Source organism: Photobacterium phosphoreum (assembly GCF_002954725.1).
Taxonomy (GTDB): domain Bacteria; phylum Pseudomonadota; class Gammaproteobacteria; order Enterobacterales; family Vibrionaceae; genus Photobacterium; species Photobacterium phosphoreum.
Map to the genome: position 1 here is coordinate 2,046,455 of NZ_MSCQ01000001.1, position 21,036 is coordinate 2,067,490.

The 21,036-nt window shown below is 40.9% G+C and carries 19 protein-coding genes; 8 read left to right on the forward strand and 11 right to left on the reverse strand.

The genetic code is table 11. The features are described 5' to 3' along the window. Positions 1-322: 322 nt before the first annotated feature. Positions 323-904 (forward strand): DNA endonuclease SmrA, encoded by a 582-nt coding sequence (gene smrA, locus BTO21_RS08860; RefSeq protein WP_082056912.1) that lies wholly within the window; start codon positions 323-325, stop codon positions 902-904. 175 nt (positions 905-1,079) lie between these two features. Further along, positions 1,080-1,997 (forward strand): DMT family transporter, encoded by a 918-nt coding sequence (locus tag BTO21_RS08865; RefSeq protein ID WP_045032255.1) that lies wholly within the window; start codon positions 1,080-1,082, stop codon positions 1,995-1,997. Positions 1,998-2,047: 50 nt separating this feature from the next. Here BTO21_RS08865 and BTO21_RS08870 read toward each other — a convergent pair whose 3' ends face one another. The 4 genes from BTO21_RS08870 to BTO21_RS08885 form a co-directional block, all read right to left on the reverse strand. Then, entirely contained in the window at positions 2,048-2,662 is a 615-nt protein-coding gene (locus tag BTO21_RS08870) for a LysE family translocator (RefSeq protein ID WP_045032253.1), read from the reverse strand. A 64-nt stretch (positions 2,663-2,726) separates the two neighbouring features. Beyond that, a complete protein-coding gene (gene ybaK / locus BTO21_RS08875) occupies positions 2,727-3,206 on the reverse strand; it encodes a Cys-tRNA(Pro) deacylase (protein WP_045032251.1) in 480 nt (159 codons plus the stop codon). A gap of 202 nt (positions 3,207-3,408) precedes the next feature. Then, a complete protein-coding gene (ushA, locus tag BTO21_RS08880) occupies positions 3,409-5,082 on the reverse strand; it encodes a bifunctional UDP-sugar hydrolase/5'-nucleotidase UshA (protein ID WP_045032249.1) in 1,674 nt (557 codons plus the stop codon). A 312-nt stretch (positions 5,083-5,394) separates the two neighbouring features. Continuing rightward, positions 5,395-6,753, reverse strand: coding sequence for a Na+/H+ antiporter NhaC family protein (locus BTO21_RS08885; RefSeq protein ID WP_105026776.1), 1,359 nt, complete (start codon positions 6,751-6,753; stop codon positions 5,395-5,397). Between the two features lie 297 nt (positions 6,754-7,050). On the opposite strand from BTO21_RS08885, the gene BTO21_RS08890 reads away from it, so the two are divergent. Beyond that, the gene (locus tag BTO21_RS08890; RefSeq protein WP_045032247.1) at positions 7,051-8,934 is read left to right on the forward strand and encodes a methyl-accepting chemotaxis protein; all 1,884 of its coding nucleotides are present in this window, start codon (positions 7,051-7,053) and stop codon (positions 8,932-8,934) included. Positions 8,935-9,039: 105 nt separating this feature from the next. Here the strand turns inward: BTO21_RS08890 and BTO21_RS08895 are convergent, their stop codons facing one another. The 7 genes from BTO21_RS08895 to hemA all read right to left on the reverse strand — a co-directional run bounded on the left by BTO21_RS08895 (position 9,040) and on the right by hemA (position 15,913). Beyond that, positions 9,040-10,299: an SLC5/6 family protein gene (locus BTO21_RS08895; RefSeq protein WP_045032244.1), complete on the reverse strand. Its 1,260-nt coding sequence runs from the start codon at positions 10,297-10,299 to the stop codon at positions 9,040-9,042. Between the two features lie 285 nt (positions 10,300-10,584). Further along, complete coding sequence (gene kdsA, locus BTO21_RS08900) at positions 10,585-11,439, reverse strand: 3-deoxy-8-phosphooctulonate synthase (RefSeq protein WP_045032242.1); 855 nt, start codon at positions 11,437-11,439, stop codon at positions 10,585-10,587. Between the two features lie 14 nt (positions 11,440-11,453). Continuing rightward, positions 11,454-12,263 (reverse strand): SirB1 family protein, encoded by an 810-nt coding sequence (locus BTO21_RS08905; RefSeq protein WP_065193007.1) that lies wholly within the window; start codon positions 12,261-12,263, stop codon positions 11,454-11,456. A 13-nt stretch (positions 12,264-12,276) separates the two neighbouring features. Next, a complete protein-coding gene (locus BTO21_RS08910) occupies positions 12,277-12,657 on the reverse strand; it encodes a SirB2 family protein (protein ID WP_045032259.1) in 381 nt (126 codons plus the stop codon). Positions 12,658-12,662: 5 nt separating this feature from the next. Continuing rightward, complete coding sequence (gene prmC, locus BTO21_RS08915) at positions 12,663-13,517, reverse strand: peptide chain release factor N(5)-glutamine methyltransferase (RefSeq protein WP_045032240.1); 855 nt, start codon at positions 13,515-13,517, stop codon at positions 12,663-12,665. Then, positions 13,517-14,605, reverse strand: coding sequence for a peptide chain release factor 1 (gene prfA, locus BTO21_RS08920; RefSeq protein ID WP_045032238.1), 1,089 nt, complete (start codon positions 14,603-14,605; stop codon positions 13,517-13,519). Before prfA ends, prmC begins: the two co-directional genes overlap by 1 nt. 45 nt (positions 14,606-14,650) lie before the next feature. Continuing rightward, positions 14,651-15,913, reverse strand: coding sequence for a glutamyl-tRNA reductase (gene hemA / locus BTO21_RS08925; protein WP_045032236.1), 1,263 nt, complete (start codon positions 15,911-15,913; stop codon positions 14,651-14,653). A 210-nt stretch (positions 15,914-16,123) separates the two neighbouring features. Between hemA and lolB the strand changes: the two genes are divergently transcribed. The 5 genes from lolB to ychF all read left to right on the forward strand — a co-directional run bounded on the left by lolB (position 16,124) and on the right by ychF (position 20,732). Beyond that, entirely contained in the window at positions 16,124-16,801 is a 678-nt protein-coding gene (lolB, locus tag BTO21_RS08930) for a lipoprotein insertase outer membrane protein LolB (protein WP_232573250.1), read from the forward strand. Between the two features lie 45 nt (positions 16,802-16,846). After that, complete coding sequence (gene ispE / locus BTO21_RS08935) at positions 16,847-17,725, forward strand: 4-(cytidine 5'-diphospho)-2-C-methyl-D-erythritol kinase (RefSeq protein WP_045032234.1); 879 nt, start codon at positions 16,847-16,849, stop codon at positions 17,723-17,725. A gap of 32 nt (positions 17,726-17,757) precedes the next feature. Further along, positions 17,758-18,705, forward strand: coding sequence for a ribose-phosphate pyrophosphokinase (locus BTO21_RS08940; RefSeq protein ID WP_045032233.1), 948 nt, complete (start codon positions 17,758-17,760; stop codon positions 18,703-18,705). Between the two features lie 248 nt (positions 18,706-18,953). Further along, a complete protein-coding gene (pth, locus tag BTO21_RS08945) occupies positions 18,954-19,544 on the forward strand; it encodes an aminoacyl-tRNA hydrolase (protein WP_045032230.1) in 591 nt (196 codons plus the stop codon). Positions 19,545-19,640: 96 nt separating this feature from the next. Further along, complete coding sequence (gene ychF / locus BTO21_RS08950) at positions 19,641-20,732, forward strand: redox-regulated ATPase YchF (RefSeq protein WP_045032229.1); 1,092 nt, start codon at positions 19,641-19,643, stop codon at positions 20,730-20,732. Positions 20,733-21,036 lie beyond the last annotated feature (304 nt).

Below are 21,036 nucleotides of genomic sequence, written 5' to 3' on the forward strand. Positions count from 1 at the left end.
TCTAACTGCGCTATTCACCGACATTTCAACACGCTATGCGCTGTTGAGGTCGCTATAATACTCGCCATTTTTATTTTAGCAACCCCTATACGGTATTTTTTTTGTAACTAAAATAGATGTTGATTAAACAACCTTATTTATAGGTTATCAGTAGCGCATGTCGATTAAAATATCATCGTTATCTGATTTTATATAACGACCATAAAAAATTAATGATAAAAAACATGATAGCAGATTAGACAATATTAAATAATAGTTCGTGCTTTTGTTTCGATTAAGCGTGGGTATACTAAAATTATTGCTTAATTATAGTGAGTCTTTTATGTCTGATCGTGAATTTGATCTCTTTAAAGAGATGATGGCCGATGTCGCGCCAATCAAACAAGATACTATTTTAATCCAACAAAAATACCAAGTCTCAGAAGCTCAACTTGCTCGACGACTGGCAGCGCAAACCCTAGCCAATAATAATATTGATTACTTATCACTTGATACCGCCAAGATGGTCAAACCTGACGACATGATTGAATTTAAACGTGATGGTGTTCAGCAGGCCGTATTTAAAAAAATGCGCCAAGGAAAATATGATATTCATGCCCGCTTAGATCTCCACAAAAAAACCTTATCTCAAGCTCGTGATGAAGTGCTGGCTTTTTTAAAACAATCTCAACGTTTAGATATTCGTACCGTTATGATTGTTCATGGTAAAGGAGAACGAGGTAACCCTCAGGCATTAATGAAAAGTTTTATTACCACTTGGCTTGAGCAAATTTCAGATGTACTTTGCTTCCATTCAGCACAACGACAACATGGTGGAACAGGTGCGCTTTACGTTATGATCAAGAAAAGTGCTGAAAAGAAACAACAAACTCGTGACCGCCATATAAATCATCGAGACGCCTAAAGGTATATACCGAACGGATGCGTTACAAACATATGATAAGTATGGTGAATAATTATTATTTGGTCTGAAATAGTACAATTAACCAAATGGTAAGATAAATATATCCTAGGGTTAAATTGTTTTGAATTTATTTATCATACAATTTCAGTAAAGTCGCCGCCCTAGGAGATTATTCATGAATTCAGAAATACGCCCAATGCTGCTAATGCTAGTGTCTACATTTAGCTTATCAGTAACAGGATTATTAGCTAAATGGCTAACACACAGCTTTGACCCTGCATGGCTATGCTTTTTCCGCTTACTGTTCCCTGCAATTCTTGCGTTTTGGTTAATGATGATCACTCAATGGTCACAACCCAATAAACAAGCATGGAGTGGCTTACTCGTTCGTGGCTTTTGTATTACCGCTTGTCAGTTATGTTTCTTAGCCTCGATTAAGCACCTTAGTTTAGTTGAAGCGGTTGTTTTATTTGGTACGAGTCCTTTATTTGTTCCTATTTTAGAACGTATCTTTTTTAAAACACCGATAAAACGCCTCATTATTATTAATTTAGGTATCACCTTTACCGGCTTACTCTTTATTGCAGGTAATCTTGAACAAATGAAATTTGGCGGCAGCTTATTACTAGGATTAGCGGGCGGTATTTTTAATGCTGGCTCACAAGTGGCAATGTATCGTTCTAGCAAAAGTAATCTAACCCCACTCGGTGTCAGTGCATGGAGCTTTATAATTGCTTCACTATTTTTAGTACCATTATTAATGTTTTTACCGATAACAACCGCAGTTGAATGGCACACGTTAACGGGCTGGCAGCACCCCTTATTATTGCTATTACTCTTTATGGCAGTATGTACGGTCAATACGCAAGTGTTTCGCGCTAAAGCTTATCAACTTGCGGAGTCAGGATCTCAATTAGCACCGATTATTTTTACTAATTTGATTTTCTCTGCAATTTGGCAATTTATGTTTTTTAATCACCCAATGCCATGGAATAAAATGGTCGGTATCGGATTAATAATATTGGCAACGATCTTAAATACTTTTGTTCCGATTTGGTTACGTAAAAAAAGAGCCCTATCCAATAATAACTAACATAAAATAGCCGAACTCAGTTCGGCTATTTTTGATGACATATTTGATAATTAAGCAAGCCACACCACTCGACACGCTAATCCCAATAACACAATCCCCGATAACCGATCAATCAATTGTGCTTTGGTTCTTAATACGGTAAGTACCTTAGGATAAGATAAAATACCCGCAATTAACGTATACCATAACCCATCAACCAATAATGGTGTCGCAACAATGATCACCTTCGATGATGCTTCATTACCTACCGCGACAAATTGACTGAACAAGGCTAAAAAAAACAATGCCAATTTAGGGTTAAATAACGAAATCATCACCCCATCACGCGCCGCTTCTAATAATGAACTTGATTGTCCTTGGGCTAATTTTGCAGCAACACCGCCTTTAGAACGTAAAGCATTAATACCTAGGTACGCTAAATACCCCGCACCAACATAACTGACACTGGTAAATAATAGAGGTGATTGATGCAGAACGACCGCTAACCCAAGTAAGGTAAGTAATGCGTAACATCCCACACCACAAGCATGAGCCCAAGCACAAACAATGCCATGCCAACGCCCACCGGATAGGCTATGTTTGGCCACTACCGCTAAACTGGGTCCCGGTGACATCGCACCTAATAGACAAATGAGTAATAAAGAAAGCCAAATAGTAATAGTCATTGCTAATCTCCTTTTATCAATGAATATATCGGGATTCGTTATTACCCCAATGCGTTGTTATTGGTTAATCTTGTTTTGCGATAGTTGCAAAATGACCACCCGTTAACGACACTAAATCTTGTGCCGCTAATTCTATTTCCAAGCCACGACGTCCAGCGCTGACACAAATAGTCTCAAACTGCTCAGCACTACTATCAACGAAAGTAGGTAAGCGTTTTTTCTGCCCCAAAGGACTAATACCACCCACTATATAGCCCGTCACTTTCTCGGCTAATTTAGGATCTGCCATCTCAGCTTTTTTACCACCAGCAGCTTTAGCGGCAGCTTTTAGATCTAACATTCCAGCGACAGGAACCACCGCAACCGCCAAGTTTTTAGGATCGCCATTAAGTGCAAATAATAATGTTTTAAATACACGATGAGGATCTAAGCCTAAAATTTCAGCCGCTTCATGACCAAAATTATTATTAGCAGGATCGTGTTCATATTGGTGAACTTGAAATTCGATTTTATTTTTTTTTGCTAATTTAATTGCAGGTGTCATAACATTTTCTCTTACAACATTGATTAATCAAACAGTTGTAATTAGCTCCCCTTTGTATCTCGAATCATATTCATCAAAGAAGCTAACAACATCTGTTTACCAAACCAGAACTATATACCGAGAAATATTTTTAAAAAAGTATAAAAAAAACGACGCTGAAAATTCAGCGCCGTATGAAATATATTTCAGCAATAATAATCACTTATTTATAAATAATCTCACCCTTAGGGGCATATTTATTAACGTCAATTGGGCTGTTATTTTGTAAAAACTCTTTTAACACTTCAGCATCAACAAACCCAGTATTAACGTAACCTGGGTGTTTATTGACTTTAGGATAGCCATCGCCACCAGCTGCATTAAAGCTTGGTACAGTAAAGCGATAGGTTTTATCCATCATTACTGGCTTACCACCAATCTTAACATCACTCACTTGACCATTAGCAACCATCATCGTGACACCATAAAACTGTGCATAAGAACCAGAATCTGCGGGTTTAGTGGCTACCACATTGAGGTAATCAAGGATCTCTTTACCTGACATATCAATATAAGTCACGATATTGCCAAATGGCTGCACGATCAGCACATCTTTATAGGTAATATCACCACCATTAATCGAATCACGCACACCACCTGAGTTCATCACTGCAAAATCAGCTTTAGCACGTTCCATATGTGATGCTGCAATTAAACGACCTAAATTGGTTTGCTTAAAACGTACAATATTACGATCGCCTTCTAACTTACCGTTAGATTGTGCAATTTTAACGGTTAATTTCTCTTGGCCTTGCTCTTGGTATGGGGTTAAAAATGATAATACTTCAGCGTTTGGCTGGATCTCATTCTGGATAAACACCCGCTGCTCACTGCCGTCATCTAATTTGATTTTTTTCTTTAAATTAACGGGAATAAGATCATAACTAACCAGATTTAACTCACCATTTTGAAATTCAAAATCAGCACGACCAACATACTTACCCCATTCATGAGCTTGTACAATCCAAGTGCCGTTTTGTTGGTCAGGAATACATTTATCACCAGGCTTAAAGTTGCTATTGGCTTTATTTGGCGCTTCCATACAAACAGGTTCTTGCGAGTGACCACCGACGATCATATCTAAATCACCCGGCTGCATATAACGCGCTAATGCCACATCACCAGGCGCATTAATACCACGTTGACCATCTTCATAGTGCCCCATATGGGTTGCGGCAATAATCACATCAGGTTTTTCATTTTTCTCAAGTTCAGCAATCACTTTTTTAGCTTCCGATTTTGGATCACGGAACTCAATCGCACCAATATATTCGGGGTTACCAATTTTGGCTGTATCTTCGGTGGTTAAGCCAATAACCGCAATTTTAATGCCTTGCTGCTCAAAAATTTGATACGGCTGAAATAAACGCTTACCGGTATTTTTATCGTAAATATTGGCCGATAGCATTGGGAACGTCGCCCATTGCTGCTGCTTACGTAATACCTCAATTGGATTATCAAATTCATGGTTACCTAATGCCATTGCATCGTAACCTAATAAATTCATGCCCTTAAAATCTGGCTCAGCATCTTGTAAATCAGACTCAGGCACACCGGTATTCACATCACCACCTGAAAGCAATAATGTTGTACCACCTTCCGCTTTCACTTCTGCACGAATGGTATCTAGCAAAGTTTTGCGAGCAGCCATACCGTACTCACCATTTTGGTTTTGCCAGAAACGACCATGGTTATCATTGGTATGTAAAATAGTAATACGGTAGGTTTTATCCGCATCCCACTTAGCAGAGGTATCATCTGTCGGTGTTGCACAGCCAGAAAGTACAGCCAAAAGAGCAGCAGTTAATGCTGTCTTAGCAAATAAACGTTGCTTCATGTAATCCACCTTAACGATTTTAATAGACGATACCCACCATTTTCACATGGCTTGAATCGAGTAAAATTGATGCAAAATATTGCGGTTATTTAATTAAATAGCACCAATAAATAACAACTTAAAAATAATCGCGCTCAGTGTAAGTGAATCGAAAATAAGCACGGTTATAGCGTCACTATTTTGCAACCAAGATCACTTTTACAACATTAAAAACGGATACTGGATCACAATCCATAAAAAAAGCTCGGACACTGCCGAGCTTTTTGAAAAAACGTTGAGTAAATTCAAACCCTAAAAATAAGCATTAATGGTTTAAAATACTTTCTCAAATTTAGTCGCTGAACGACGAATAAATATCGCTAGCACCGCAGAAATAGCTAAAAAGAAACAATAATAAGAATGGGACACTATCTCTAATGGCGACAGTTTAAAGACTGAGCCTAATAGCAATGCTTGAGCACCATAAGGTAATATACCTTGTACCACACACGAGAAAATATCCAATAAACTGGCTGAACGACGAGCAGTAACACCATTCTCTTGTGCTAACTCACGTGCCACACCACCAGAGACAATAATCGCAACAGTATTATTCGCAGTACAGCAGTTAGTTAAACTTACCAAACTCGCAATACCCAACTCACTTGCGCGCGAATTTGCTAATGCGTTGTGCTTAGAACTAAACTTGCCTATCACACGGCTGATTAATTGCGTTAAAAATGCTAATCCACCTTGTTGGCGCATTAATTCACTCACCCCACCAATCAGCATTGAAAGTAAGAAAATTTCCTGCATATTGCCAAAACCACTATAAATATCTTTACCAAACGTGGTTAAGCTATAGCTATCAATCGAAAATAAGCCAACACCGCCAGCAAGGACAATGCCCAAACTCAGCACAACAAAGACGTTCACCCCAGAAACGGCAAGAATTAAAATGGTGATATAAGGTAGAACTTTAAGCCATTCGATAGGGTTCGCAGCAGGTAAGGTCGTCACCGAACTACTAAAAGCAAACAACACCATCGTCACTATCGCTGCAGGTAAGGCAATTTTAATATTTTCACGAAATTTATCTTTCATCTGACACCCCTGAGAACGCGTTGCTGCAATCGTCGTATCAGAAATAATAGATAAGTTATCACCAAACATTGCACCACTGAGTACCACACCCGCTGTTAGTGCAACATCCATCCCTGCGGCATGAGCAATGCCAAGTGCAACAGGTGCAACAGCAGCAATAGTCCCCATAGAAGTACCCATGGAAGTAGCAATAAACGCTGAAATAACAAAAATACCCGGCAAAATCATACTTGCAGGCAATATTGCCATACCGAGATTAACAGTGGCATCAACCCCACCCGATGCTTTAGCAACTGCCGCAAATGCACCAGCAAGCAGATAGATCATGCACATAGCAATAATATCGCTATGGCCAACACCACGGATAAACTGCTCTATGGCTTTATTTAATTTTTCTTTACTGAGAATAATTGCCAAAATAACAGCAGGTAATGCTGCTACCGGTGATGGTAATTGATAAAACGCGAAATCGACCCCTTGGTAAGTCAGGTAACTACCGACACCAATAAATAAGGCGAGAAAGACCCCCAATGGCAGCAATGCCAATGCTGAAGGTGTAATTGATGATGTGTTGGTTGAGTTTGACATGCTGATAATGAATATCTATTTTAGAATTTCCCCTAGGTTAATGGGATGTGTCACTAGTGTCAACATCTAGACGTCTAAACATCCATATGCACATTGCTTAATGCCTATTTATGATCACCAAATCATGCTTTATCGTCAATATATTGACACATAAAAAATACTAATCGCCAATAAAAAGTCATAAAATATCAAGATCTTAATCACTTAAAAATAAAGTATTCAATCATCAATGAATCAATTGTAATAGCAGTTATAATTTGCTCTCATAGGGCATATTTTGACTCATGAGATGGACCTATGCAGTTTTCACTCAAACAAAAACTGATCATGGCTAGCGTATCGGCAGTAGTTATAATGGCAACAGCATTAACATGGCTAGCTGCTAAACAACTTAATAACGAAACGCAGGCAAATATCAGTGAACGAGCTCACAGTGTCGCTTCAACAGCCACAGAGGGTATCGCAGACTGGATGAATATTCGCCGCGCGATCACTCATTCATTCGATAATTATTATAGCCAACCTAATAATGTGATGTTTTTAGAACAAGCACGCAAAAGTGGTGGTTTTGATGATATCTATTTCGGCACCATTGATGGTGCGATGTACCGTTCACACCCTGATCGTAATCGCGCAGACTATGATCCTCGTACACGCCCTTGGTATCGTGATGCCCAAACCGCAGGCAAACAAATTATTACCACTGCCTATCAAGATGCAATCACTAATGCATTGTTAGTCACGATTGCTCAGCCATTACTTAATAATGGTCAAATGGTGGGTATTGTGGGTGCCGATGTGTTGATAGACCAGCTGATTAATGATGTCATCAGCTTAAATGTCGGTCAAAATGCCATTGCAATGCTGATTAACAAACAAGATAACAGCTTTTTAGCTCATCCCAATAAGCAACTATTACTCAAGCCATTAGCGCAATACAGTAACCAGCTCACGATGGGAAATATTGAGCAGCACATTACGACCAATAAGACAAAAAATTTAACGATTAATGGCCACCAAAAAATTATTTATTTTGCAAACATTCCTAATACTGAATGGGTATTAGCGTTAGAAATGGATCTCGAAACAGAAGAAGCGAGTTACCATACTGCACTCCAACAATTAGTTATTACCGCTATCGTGATTACTTTATTAATCATTGCCACTCTCACCATACTGGTCAATTTCCTCTTCCGTGATCTTAACCGTGTTTCAGCCGCTTTAGCTGAAATTGCGAACGGTGAAGGTGATTTAACCCGCCGTCTTGAACCACATAGCAATGATGAAGTGGGTCAACTTGCACATAACTTCAATTTATTTGTCAGTAATTTACACAGCATGCTTACCCGTTTAAGTCATGTCTCTAGCACCTTGAGCCAACAATCGCATATCACCGCCTCTCAAGCAGAAGAGCGCAGCACCCGTATTCAATTTCAACAAGATGAAATTAATATGGTAGCAACCGCCATTAATGAAATGGCAGCGGCTACTCATGAGATAGCCTCTAATGCAGAAAATACCGCTCGCACCTCAGAAGAAACAGTTATCGCTTCAGGCCATGGCAGCACCCAAGTTAACCAAAGCCAACAATCTATCTCAAGCCTTGCCCAAGAAGTAGAAACCGCAACGGGGGTTATTAGTGCATTAAACAGCCATGCCCAGAGTATCAATACAATCCTGTCAACGATTCAAGGTATTGCTGAGCAAACCAATTTACTCGCACTTAATGCCGCGATTGAAGCCGCGCGTGCTGGTGAACAAGGACGTGGATTTGCAGTGGTTGCCGATGAAGTTCGCGTATTAAGCCAACGTACCCATGCTTCAACCCAAGAAATTCAGCAAATGATTGAAACCTTGCAGCAAACAACGGGGCAAGCGGTAGGAATAATGGAAGACAGTCGCCATTTAGCCGAAACCAGTGTTGATGATGCGAATTCAGCTTCAGCGAGTTTGGCGCAAATCACCACCGCAGTGAATAACATCAGTGACATGGCAACCCAAATCGCCTCAGCGGCAGAAGAACAATCATCAGTAACATCAGAAATCACCCGTAATACCGAGGGAATTCGTGATGTATCAAATGAGTTAGCAATAGAAGCCAATGAAGCAGCAAAACAAGCCGCAGAGTTATCAACGTTATCGCATGAATTACAACAAGAAATTAATCGATTTAAACTGTAGTTATTTGCTATACCGTTAACAACCAAAAAAAAGGCTTGTCTACACTGCTGCTAGTTGAAACTAGAGACAGAGTAACAAGCCTTAATTTTATGTATTTATTATGTTTTATTTAACCATATTGAACACAATCGCGCCGACGGCTAAACACCCCATAAGTAAAATAAAGTAAGTACTTATTTTACCGCGGTAGATTTTCAAACTTTCAATGTGATACACCGCCAGCATTGGCATCAAAAATAAAATCATCGCAATCACCGGCCCTGATAGCGCTTCCATCATACCAAGAATGCTTGGGTTCATTACGGCTGCAAACCAAATGCTGATAAACATCAGTACAATGCCAATCTTATCAATAGTCTTTAACGGTAACGATGTTTGCTTTGCGACTATGCCATTAAAACTTTCTCGCGCCCCCATAAAGTGACCTAAGAACGACGAGGTAATAGCAATAAAGGCAATCAAAGGCCCAAGTATCATAATAAAAGGGCTGTCTTCAACATTGGCTAAATAAGATAACACTGACACGTTATCCATTTTAGCTTGTTGTAACTGTTCCGGAGTTAAACTCAATACACATGAAAAAACAAAAAACAATACAAACGCAATCAACATCACCGAAGTACGTTTTAAAATCGTTTCTGATTTAGTATGAGCATGCTCACCATATTGACGACGTTGTGCATTAACAAACCCTGACACCACTGGCGTATAGCTAAATGCAAACACCACCACTGGAATCGCCAGCCATAACGATGCGCTTAAATCGCCAATACTTTGATTAAGGCTAAAATTAGGCATATGCCAGCTTGGGATCAGATAAATTGAAATACCCGCCAAAATAAACGTTAGTGGGTACACGATTATTTCAAATACCCGCAGCATGGTTTTTTCACCCGCTAACATAATCGCTATCATGCCAAACACTAAACAACCTGATAGCAGAACCCGTGACGGTGGTGCCATTCCAAGTTGGTGAACCATAAAACTATCAACAGTATTGGTTAAGCCGACACCGTAAATCAGCAAAATAGGGAAAATAGATAAAAAGTAGAGTAAGGAAATTAAACGCCCATAACGCCGACCAAAGTGCTCTTCAACCACATCAGTAAAATCAGCATCTTTTTGGGTAGAGGATAAAACAAACCGTGCCAGTCCGCGATGCGCCCAAAATGTCATCGGTCCTGCAAGTAATGCCATGATCACTAATGACCAGAAACCACCTGAACCAATATTAATCGGTAAAAATAAAATTCCGGCACCAACGGATGTACCAAACAAGCTCAACATCCAACTGGTGTCATGCTTAGTCCAACCTGAGGAGATGGTTTTTGCTTCAGATGCGGAAAGATCTTGCGATATTGACACGGTAACTCACTACGACTAATAAAACTTGATAGCCAGTATGAGACGCCAAGCGCCAATACTCAAAAAAAAAGTGACACAGATCACCCTAAAATAACCATCCTCAATAAAGCACAAGCGCTAAAAAAACCACATAACACAGATTTTAATGCCAGTTTTATGGTTATTATTAAGAATAAAACACCAAATTAAACACTTAAACGATTTTTTATATATCGAGTATTTTTTGTACAAAAAAACCCTATGAATAAAATCCATAGGGCTAAATAGATAAACAACAATGATTAATTAATTGATTTCAATCGGTGCAAAGCTTTTTATTAAATCATCTAATTGTTTAATTTGTGCTAAAAATGGTTCTAGCTTATCAAGAGGGAAAGCCGATGGGCCATCACAACGCGCAAGATCTGGCGTTGGGTGCGCTTCCATAAACAAACCAGCAATACCGGTCGCAATACCAGAGCGTGCTAGATCAATCGTCTGCTCACGACGACCACCAGATGCCGCACCAAGTGGATCACGACATTGAAGCGCATGCGTCACATCAAAAATGATAGGAGTGCCGTTTGAGGCTTTTTTCATGACATCAAAACCTAGCATATCAACCACTAGATTATCGTAACCGTGTAATACTCCACGCTCACATAGAATCACATTATGGTTATCACATTCAGCAAACTTCTCAACAATGTTACCCACTTGACCAGGACTCATGAACTGGGGTTTTTTAACATTGATCACCGCGCCTGTTTTAGCCATGGCCTCAACAAGATCAGTTTGACGAGCAAGGAAAGCCGGTAATTGAATCACATCAACCACATCTGCAACAACTTGAGCTTGTTCTTTTTCATGAATATCAGTAATGATTTTCACGCCAAATGTGTCTTTTAGTTCTTGGAAGATTTTTAAACCTTCTTCTAAGCCAGGACCACGGTACGAATGTACAGATGAGCGGTTAGCTTTATCAAAAGACGCTTTAAATACGAAAGGGATACCCAATTTAGTGGTAACTTCTACGTAATGCTCACACATTTTCATTGCTAGGTCACGAGACTCTAGCACATTCATGCCACCAAACAGGACAAATGGCTTGTCGTTAGCAACGTCGATATCACCAACACGAACAATTTTTTGTTGCATCATATTTATCTTCTCATCTAGTGCAAAGTAAGAGGCTCTTCATACAGAGCGTCTACTTGAAGTTTAAGCAAATCTGCAGCAGGATCTTCTGGGCATTGTTCAATAAAATAAGAATAATCAACCGCAGCAGCGTGGAGGCAATCGAGTTGCTGGTAAATATAGCCACGATCTCGAATTTCATGGGGATCGCCAGGACTTAATGCTAATGCTAAATCACTGCAACGCAACGCGTCAGTAAAGTGTTCTTCTCGCAATAACGCACTTTTCATTACCGTTAACCAGCGTGATAAAATAACGTTATTTTTCTGAGTATTAAGGTATTCAGATTTAAATTCAGCAAACGGACCACGATGACCAATCAACCAACTCCGCAACACATGGGTACTGACAAACTCGCCATCAAAAGGATTAATGTATTGAGTCTCATCTTGAGGCCACACCACTTTTAATAAGAATTGGGTTGGGAAGCCAACATTTTCAACCGGTAACTCAAGATGCTTGGCTAAATAAAGAAAAATAGCCCCTAAGCTGACAGGGATCCCTTTACGGCGCTCTAATACTTTATCTAAAAAAGCATTATCTGATGAAAAATACTGCTGTTGATCGCCTTGAAAACCCCACTCACGATAAAAAAGTCGTAACAAACCGTCTAAACGAAGACGAGGATTGACCTCCTCCATTAACGTTTGTTCCGCTTCTTGTGCAAGTTGAGTTAAGCGTAACTGCACCCACGTCGCTGGAAAATCAGTATCGACTTCAGCCATGAAAGCAATCGCGCCATCAACCAACGGCATCTGATTAAGATCTTGTTCATTAAATGGCATCATGATATTACCTACGTTAGCCTAATATAGGTGTTTTAGTGATCGCTAATTGTGCCGCTAATACTAGCCACCCAATCGCCCCTAAGAAGGCAAACGTCTTAAATACTTTATTCTTACCGTGGTGGAGTGTGAAATAACCTAATGCAATATAGGCGAGAACACAGGTTAATTTTTCAGTTAGCCAGCCATTACCCGCAGTAAACGGCATAAAACCAGTAATGAAAATTAGTGCAACACCTGAAGCAAGCATAATTGTATCAATGACATGTGGTGTTATTTTAAAGAATTTTTTATGTATCATTGATGAGTTTGCCATCACCATGATATAGCGAGCGACAAACAGTAAAACGCTTAACGCAATTGCAGTAAGGTGAATGTGTTTCATTGCCATGTACATCATTACTAATGATCTCCTAGCCAGCAACCCATCGTTACTCGATCGAGCCCAGCATAATCCTGACTTGTTGATACCTGCGCATAACCCAATTGCTCAAGAATAGTCCGAACAGCAATACCTTGTTCAAACCCATGTTCCATCAGCAACCAGCCACCAGGTAATAAATATTGGCGTCCATCTTGACTAATAATACGAATATCAGCGAGTCCGTTATCACTGGCAACTAACGCACTTTTAGGTTCAAAGCGAACATCGCCTTCAATTAAATGTGGATCCGCTTCGTCAATATAAGGTGGATTACTGACAATAACGGCAAATTGCGGCTGTTGTTCAAGGGGGCTATACCAGCTACCCGCTAAAAAACGGCTATTGGTAATGCTTAATCTGTGGCTATTTTCAGTCGCTAACGCCACAGCTTCCAGGCGTAAATCAATCCCAGTCACCGCAACATCAGCACGTTCAGATGCAATCGCTAATGCTATTGCGCCTGTACCCGTACCTAAATCAAGTACCTGACAAGCCTGTGCTGGAATTTTTTCAAGCGCTAACTCAACCAACCTTTCGGTATCAGGACGGGGAATTAATGTTGAAGGTGATACTTTTAACGGTAATGACCAAAACTCACGCTCACCAACAATATAAGCAATTGGCTCGCCAGCAATTCGACGCGCTAATAACGTTGAAAACGTCGCAAGTTGCGCTTCATCAAGTTGCTTTTCAGGCCATGTTAATAAATAACTACGCGGTTTATCTAATACATGACATAACAACACAGCACTGTCTAACTGCGGGCTATTAGAGCCCGCAGCGTCGAGTTGGGCACTGGTCTGTTTTAATAAACATTCAATGCTATCTGGCATTAGTTTTGCTCAGCCATCGCAGCTAATTGATCTGCTTGGTATTCTACAAATACAGGTTGGATCAATGCGTCTAAGTCACCTTCCATCACTTCATTCAAACGATAAAGTGTTAGCGTTATACGGTGATCAGAAACACGACCTTGTGGGTAGTTATAAGTACGGATACGATCTGAACGATCACCCGAACCTAGTAAGTCACGACGCGTACTTGCTTCTGCTTCATGACGACGTGCTTCTTCCGCTTTAATAATACGCGCCGCTAGCACTGACATCGCTTTCGCTTTGTTTTTGTGTTGTGAACGCTCATCTTGACACTCAACAACAATACCAGTTGGTAAGTGAGTAATACGAATTGCAGAATCAGTGGTGTTAACGTGCTGACCACCCGCGCCTGATGAACGGAAAGTATCAATTCTTAAATCGCCCGCATTAATTTCAGGAATTTCCGCTTCTGGGATTTCAGGTAAAATAGCGATAGTACAAGCAGATGTATGTACACGACCTTGAGATTCAGTAGCAGGTACACGTTGTACACGGTGACCGCCTGACTCAAACTTTAATACGCCATAAGCGCCATCGCCGTTTACTTTCGCGATCATCTCTTTGTAACCGCCTTGCTCTGAACGGTTTTCACTGATGATCTCGATACGCCAGCCGCGACGCTCAGCATAACGGCTATACATACGGAATAGATCACCTGCAAAAATACCGGCTTCATCACCACCAGCACCTGCACGAATTTCAACGAAGCAATTACGATCATCATTAGGATCTTTTGGAATCAATAATAATTGTAACTCATCAGCTAAACGTTCAATTTCTGCCTTAGCATCTTTGATTTCTTCTTGCGCCATTTCGCGCATTTCAGCATCATCTTCTTGTGCCATTTCTTCAGCAGCTTCAAGATTTTCTTTCGCTTGTTGGTACGCTTGGAAACACTTGGTCACTTCTTCAAGCTGAGAATATTCTTTTGAAAGTGCACGGAATCGGTTTTGATCACTAAGAACACTGGGATCACCCAGTAAGTGTTGAACTTCTTCGTAACGTTCAACCAGAGTTTCTAATTTAACTAAAATTGATTGCTTCATAATCTTCTAATTAGGGTGCTGAGTGAAGGCCTGAGCCATCAACTGCTAATCGTTATAGGAATCCAGCCCGAGTGCTTCACGGATCACGACCAATTTGTCAGATTCACCATCTTTGGCAACCTGTTGCATGGCTTTTGTCGGAGCATGGATTAGCTTATTGGTTAGTTTATTACTCAATTCTACCAAGGCGCGTTCAGGATCAGTGCCATTGGCGATTGCTTGTAAGCTGCGTTGTAACAGCTCATGTTTTATTGCTTCGGCATACTGACGATAGTCACGGATACTATCGACCGCTTCTAGTGAGCGTAACCACTGCATAAAGGCAATACTTTCTTCGGCGATGATCGCCTCAGCTTGAATCGCAGCCACTTTACGTTGCTCACGATTTTTCTCGACGATCGAATATAGATCATCAACAGAATATAAATACACGTCATTAAGATCACCAACCTGCGATTCAATATCACGCGGTACAGCAATATCAACAAATAGCATCGGCTGATTTCGGCGTTGTTTTAACGCAGCTTCTACCATGCCCTTACCTACAATAGGCAGTGGGCTCGCGGTAGAACTAATCACGATATCGGCACAATGAAGATGATCTGGAATATCTTCTAAACCAATCACTTCGGCACCAAACTCTCGTGCAAGATTAAGCGCACGTTCACGGGTTCTATTGGCAACTATTAAACGGTTACAGCCTTGTTCAGCTGCATGACGAGCAACCAACTCAATGGTCTCTCCTGCCCCAATGAGCAACATCGTCACACCCGATAAAGCTTCAAAAATTTGTCTTGCTAACGAACACGCTGCATACGCGACAGAAACTGCATTACCACCAATATCGGTTTCAGTACGAACCCGCTTGGCGACGGTAAATGTCTTTTGAAACAATTTTTCTAAGGTACCAACCACAGTTCCATTGTTTTTTGATTCCGAATAAGATTGCTTCACCTGTCCTAGGATTTGCGGCTCACCCAATACTAATGAATCTAACCCACACGCTACACGCATTAAATGACGTGCAGCAGCTTGTTGTTCATGAAAGTACAAGCTTGGCATTAATTCTTCGGCTGTGATCTGATGAAATTTGGTCAACCAGTCAATAATCACACCCGGTCCTGACTGCAATAATTCACAGTAAACTTCGGTACGATTGCATGTAGATACAATAATCGCACTCGATACCTCAGGATGGTTTTTAAGCTCCTGCAGTGCCAAAGACAGTTTTTCAGGGGAAAAAGCTACCTTCTCACGCAAATCAACAGAAGCGGTTTTGTGGTTGATTCCTAATGCAAGCAAGGTCATGGAAACAGTATACCTACTTCGGCAATGAAAAAATCTAAGGTGAGATTTTACTTGATGCCATGGCGTAATAAAAGGCAACAGACGTAATCAATCAATAATGACACCATTTTTATCATTGTTTAGCCACCTTATTCGTCTCATTAACGGTTATAATTTGGCTTTCGATTAAATTATCGCTATTGTTTTCGCTCATTCTGATAGAGATCCCCTATGATGATATTGCGCGCTATTGTTAAAAACTTCACCTCAACGCCAGTGATGCCTACTCTAAATAAAACAGTGATCGCATCCAAAAAAAAATGGTTATTCCCTTTTTTCGCTTTATCGTTATCACTCCTTTCTGGCTGTGCTCAACAACCCACAATCACCCATAAAGCCGATTGGACACTGCATCAAGCACAACTCCAACAACTCACCGATTACCACGCTCAAGGGGTCTTTGGTTATATCAGTCCACAGCAACGAGTAACGTTAACCTTTAATTGGCAAAATAAGCCTGATGATTATCAACTTATTTTAACCAAAATGTATAAAACAATTCTCAAGCTAGATGCTCGCCCTCATAACGTGACACTCACCGATCCCGACGGCAAAACCTACCATGGCAGCGATGCGGCACAATTAGTCCAGCAACTGACAGGAATTAACTTACCACTGGAACAAATGCGAGATTGGTTAATAGGTTTACCAACAGGGGCTGATCACTACTTGCTCAACAAAAATAACCAAGTCGCTTTCTTGACCAAAAAAATTGATGGTCACACTTGGGAGATGCATTACAGTAGTTACGACAACACTAAAGTACCATCACTACCGATACTAATGACTTTGAAACAAGGTGATTTGACCATCAAAATTAAAGTATCAAACTGGGAAATAGCACAATAATAAAGAATAACGATATTTTAACCTTAGCAATAATGAGTCATTTTAATGAACCACTTAACTAAATTTGATATGACCACTCAGTGGCCTGCGCCTGCGAAACTCAATCTTTTTCTCTACATCACAGGTCAACGCGATAATGGTTATCACGACTTACAAACGTTATTTCAGTTTATTGATTATGGCGATACGTTAACCATTACCGCCCGTCAAGACAGTCATATCACCCTAACCCCCGCCATTAAAGGTGTCGCAACTGAAGATAATTTAATTTATCGCGCCGCGGTCGCCCTTCGAGAAGCGGCACAGGTTAATTTCGGGGCAGAAATTCATATTGATAAAATTCTACCAATGGGTGGCGGCTTAGGTGGCGGATCATCAAATGCCGCTACCACCTTAGTTGCTCTGAATTTTTTGTGGCAAACACAATTATCGGTTGATGAACTTGCTGCTATCGGATTAACACTGGGTGCTGATGTACCTGTTTTTGTTCGTGGTCATAGTGCTTTTGCGGAAGGTATTGGTGAAAAATTACAACCGGCCTTGCCACAAGAAAAATGGTATCTGGTTGCAAAACCCGACATAAGCGTTGCAACTGCTGAAATTTTCAACCATCCACAATTACCACGTAACACCCAAAAACGTAGTTTAAGTGCCCTGTTAAGCAGTGTTTACGAAAACGATTGCGAAAAAATTGTAAGAAGTCTTAACCCCGAGGTTGATCAGGCGCTTTCATGGCTGTTAGAATATGCCCCGTCAAGATTAACTGGTACTGGCGCTTGTGTGTTTGCAGAATGTAACACTGAGCAAGATGCTAATGATATTTTGAATAATTTGCCTGACTGGCTCCAGGGATTTGTCGCAGAAGGTGTTAACGTATCTCCTTTGATGACAACGCTAGCCACATATTCTATGGATTGTCAGTAATTACAACTTGGACGCAACCTGAGGTTTACACCGTGCCTGATATGAAGCTGTTTGCTGGTAACGCTACACCAGAACTAGCCCAACGCATCGCTGATCGTCTTTATATTTCATTAGGAGACGCAACGGTTGACCGTTTCTCCGATGGTGAAGTATGTGTGCAAATTAATGAAAATGTTCGTGGTAGCGACGTATTCATTATTCAATCAACTTGTGCACCCACTAACGACAACCTAATGGAACTGGTTGTTATGATCGATGCATTACGTCGTGCTTCTGCAGGTCGTATTACTGCTGTGATTCCATACTTCGGTTATGCGCGTCAAGATCGTCGTGTACGTTCTGCTCGTGTGCCAATTACTGCCAAAGTTGTTGCTGACTTCCTTTCTAATGTAGGTGTTGACCGTGTATTAACGGTTGATCTACACGCTGAACAAATCCAAGGTTTCTTCGACGTTCCTGTCGATAACGTATTTGGTAGCCCAGTGCTGCTAGAAGATATGTTAGCGAGAAACCTACAAGATCCTGTGGTTGTTTCTCCTGATATCGGCGGTGTTGTACGTGCGCGTGCAATTGCTAAGCTTTTAGATGATACCGATATTGCTATCATTGATAAGCGTCGTCCACGTGCTAACGTTTCTCAAGTTATGCACCTAATTGGTGATGTTGAAGGTCGCGATTGTATTATCGTTGATGACATGATCGATACTGGCGGCACACTATGTAAAGCAGCTGAAGCACTAAAAGAACGTGGCGCAAAGCGTGTATTTGCTTATGCAACTCACCCAGTATTCTCTGGTAGCGCGCTGCAAAACATCACTGAATCTGTGATTGATGAAATCATTGTGACTGACTCAATCCCACTAACAAAAGAAATTGCAGCGACGGGTAAAGTATCTGTACTGACTTTGTCAGGCATGCTAGCTGAAGCGATTCGTCGTATCAGCAACGAAGAGTCAATTTCTGCAATGTTTGAGCACTAATCACGTGCTATTAGCATGAGTTTTTTCTCAGCTAAATTCTCAGCTAAATAAATATCAACGCCTCGCTTTTGCGGGGCGTTTTGTTTTCGGCTAACGGCCACAAAGAGTGATCACAGCAGAGTCGTATCAATTTCTCTTGATTTGATATAATATAGCGCGCGTTTTGAACCCGACTATTGCTCGGTTTTACCATCATCGTGGTGATCATTAAACGCTATCACTACTGCTATATGACAAGAGAGACAAGCGTGAGTAATAATATTCGGTTACTTGTCGGCCTGGCAAACCCTGGCCAAGAGTATGCAAAAACCCGTCATAATGCTGGTGCATGGGTCGTTGAAGAACTAGCTCGAGTCCATAACGTTACCCTGCGTATGGATCCAAAATATTTTGGTCTAACAGGCAGAATCACAACCAATGGTCAAGATCTCCGCTTGTTGATCCCAACCACATTCATGAATTTATCAGGTAAGTCAGTTGCAGCGTTGGCTAATTTTTTCCAAATTAAACCGGAAGAAATTTTAGTCGCGCATGATGAACTCGACTTACCTCCTGGTGTTGCCAAGTTTAAAAAAGGCGGTGGTCACGGTGGTCATAATGGTCTCCGCGATATCATTAGCAAAATGGGCAACAACAAAGATTTCTATCGTTTAAGGATTGCTATTGGTCATCCTGGCGATAAAAATAAAGTCGCTGACTATGTGCTAGGAAAAGCACAGGTCAAAGATCAAGAACTTATTGATGCAGCAATTGATGAATCAGTTCGCTGCATTGATGTGCTTCTAAAAGACGGCCTAAGTAAGGCACAAAATCGTCTTCATTCATTCAAGGCAGAGTAGCGTACTGGCAACAGTACACTACTTCGTCGTTATGGGCTCAGTGTTGAGCACTATAATTGAGTTGTTACAGAATAATCACCAAAAGGGTTACAAGCCATGGGTTTTAAATGCGGTATCGTAGGTCTACCAAACGTTGGTAAGTCAACACTGTTCAATGCCTTAACAAAAGCAGGCATCGAAGCAGCTAACTTCCCATTCTGTACTATCGAGCCAAATACAGGTGTTGTTCCTGTACCTGATCCACGTATGGAAGCATTAGCAGTATTCGTTAAACCAGAGCGTATTCTGCCAACCACAATGGAATTTGTAGACATCGCAGGTCTTGTTGCTGGCGCATCTAAAGGTGAAGGTCTTGGTAACAAGTTCCTCGCTAACATCCGTGAGACTGATGCTATTGGTCACGTTGTTCGTTGTTTTGAAAATGACAACATCGTTCACGTTGCTGGCCGTATTGACCCTCTTGAAGATATCGACATCATCAACCTTGAATTAGCAATGGCTGACCTTGATACCTGTGAGCGTGCAATTTTCCGCTTAGCTAAGCGTGCTAAAGGCGGCGATAACGATGCTAAGTTCGAAATCAAAGTACTAGAAAAAATGCTGCCAGTGTTAACTGACGGCAGCATGCTACGTTCAATGGACCTAAGCAAAGAAGAAAAAGCAGCGGTTGATTACCTGCACTTCCTAACGCTAAAGCCAACCATGTACATTGCTAACGTTAGTGAAGATGGTTTTGAAAACAATCCATTCCTAGACAAAGTGATTGAGCGTGCAGCGACAGAAAATGCCATTGTTGTGCCAATTTGTGCCTCAATGGAGTCAGAGATTGCTGAACTTGATGATGAAGATCGTGAAGAATTCCTTGCTGATATGGGCATTGAAGAACCAGGTCTTAATCGTGTGATCCGTTCAGGTTACGAATTACTGGCGTTACAAACTTATTTCACCGCTGGTGTGAAAGAAGTACGTGCATGGACTATCCCTGTTGGCGCAACTGCACCAAAAGCTGCGGGTGTTATCCACACTGACTTTGAAAAAGGCTTTATTCGCGCAGAAGTTATCGGTTACAACGATTACATCGAATTCGGTGGCGAGTCAGGCGCTAAAGATGCAGGTAAATGGCGTCTAGAAGGTAAAGATTACATCGTTAAAGATGGCGATGTTGTCCACTTCCGCTTCAACGTATAATTTTTCCTATTCAGTTATCATTGGTATAACTATGAATAAATGAATAAGCCAGCCTCGTGCTGGCTTATTTTTTATTTGCTTCATCAGAAAAATAAAATCGCGCTAAGTCACAGTTTTAATTATTGATAGCTGACAAATCAGATATCAGTTTGTGATTCGCCCAGTTCGCCCAAATAACCGCCTAACAAACGAATTTTCACCATTTTTCAAAAAAAACTATTGACGGTTTTGGCTGGTATGAGCATAATGCGCCCCGTTCCCAACGAAGCGGCTCACTAAGAGCAGTGGCTGTTGGAAGCAAAAT

Excerpts from the sequence above, each read along its gene's own strand:
- smrA (WP_082056912.1), top strand. The coding sequence starts at position 323 with ATGTCTGATCGTGAATTTGATCTCTTTAAAGAGATGATGGCCGATGTC.
- BTO21_RS08865 (WP_045032255.1), top strand. The coding sequence starts at position 1,080 with ATGAATTCAGAAATACGCCCAATGCTGCTAATGCTAGTGTCTACATTT.
- BTO21_RS08870 (WP_045032253.1), bottom strand. The coding sequence starts at position 2,662 with ATGACTATTACTATTTGGCTTTCTTTATTACTCATTTGTCTATTAGGT.
- ybaK (WP_045032251.1), bottom strand. The coding sequence starts at position 3,206 with ATGACACCTGCAATTAAATTAGCAAAAAAAAATAAAATCGAATTTCAA.
- ushA (WP_045032249.1), bottom strand. The coding sequence starts at position 5,082 with ATGAAGCAACGTTTATTTGCTAAGACAGCATTAACTGCTGCTCTTTTG.
- BTO21_RS08885 (WP_105026776.1), bottom strand. The coding sequence starts at position 6,753 with ATGTCAAACTCAACCAACACATCATCAATTACACCTTCAGCATTGGCA.
- BTO21_RS08890 (WP_045032247.1), top strand. The coding sequence starts at position 7,051 with ATGCAGTTTTCACTCAAACAAAAACTGATCATGGCTAGCGTATCGGCA.
- kdsA (WP_045032242.1), bottom strand. The coding sequence starts at position 11,439 with ATGATGCAACAAAAAATTGTTCGTGTTGGTGATATCGACGTTGCTAAC.
- BTO21_RS08905 (WP_065193007.1), bottom strand. The coding sequence starts at position 12,263 with ATGATGCCATTTAATGAACAAGATCTTAATCAGATGCCGTTGGTTGAT.
- BTO21_RS08910 (WP_045032259.1), bottom strand. The coding sequence starts at position 12,657 with ATGTACATGGCAATGAAACACATTCACCTTACTGCAATTGCGTTAAGC.
- prmC (WP_045032240.1), bottom strand. The coding sequence starts at position 13,517 with ATGCCAGATAGCATTGAATGTTTATTAAAACAGACCAGTGCCCAACTC.
- prfA (WP_045032238.1), bottom strand. The coding sequence starts at position 14,605 with ATGAAGCAATCAATTTTAGTTAAATTAGAAACTCTGGTTGAACGTTAC.
- hemA (WP_045032236.1), bottom strand. The coding sequence starts at position 15,913 with ATGACCTTGCTTGCATTAGGAATCAACCACAAAACCGCTTCTGTTGAT.
- lolB (WP_232573250.1), top strand. The coding sequence starts at position 16,124 with ATGATGATATTGCGCGCTATTGTTAAAAACTTCACCTCAACGCCAGTG.
- ispE (WP_045032234.1), top strand. The coding sequence starts at position 16,847 with ATGAACCACTTAACTAAATTTGATATGACCACTCAGTGGCCTGCGCCT.
- ychF (WP_045032229.1), top strand. The coding sequence starts at position 19,641 with ATGGGTTTTAAATGCGGTATCGTAGGTCTACCAAACGTTGGTAAGTCA.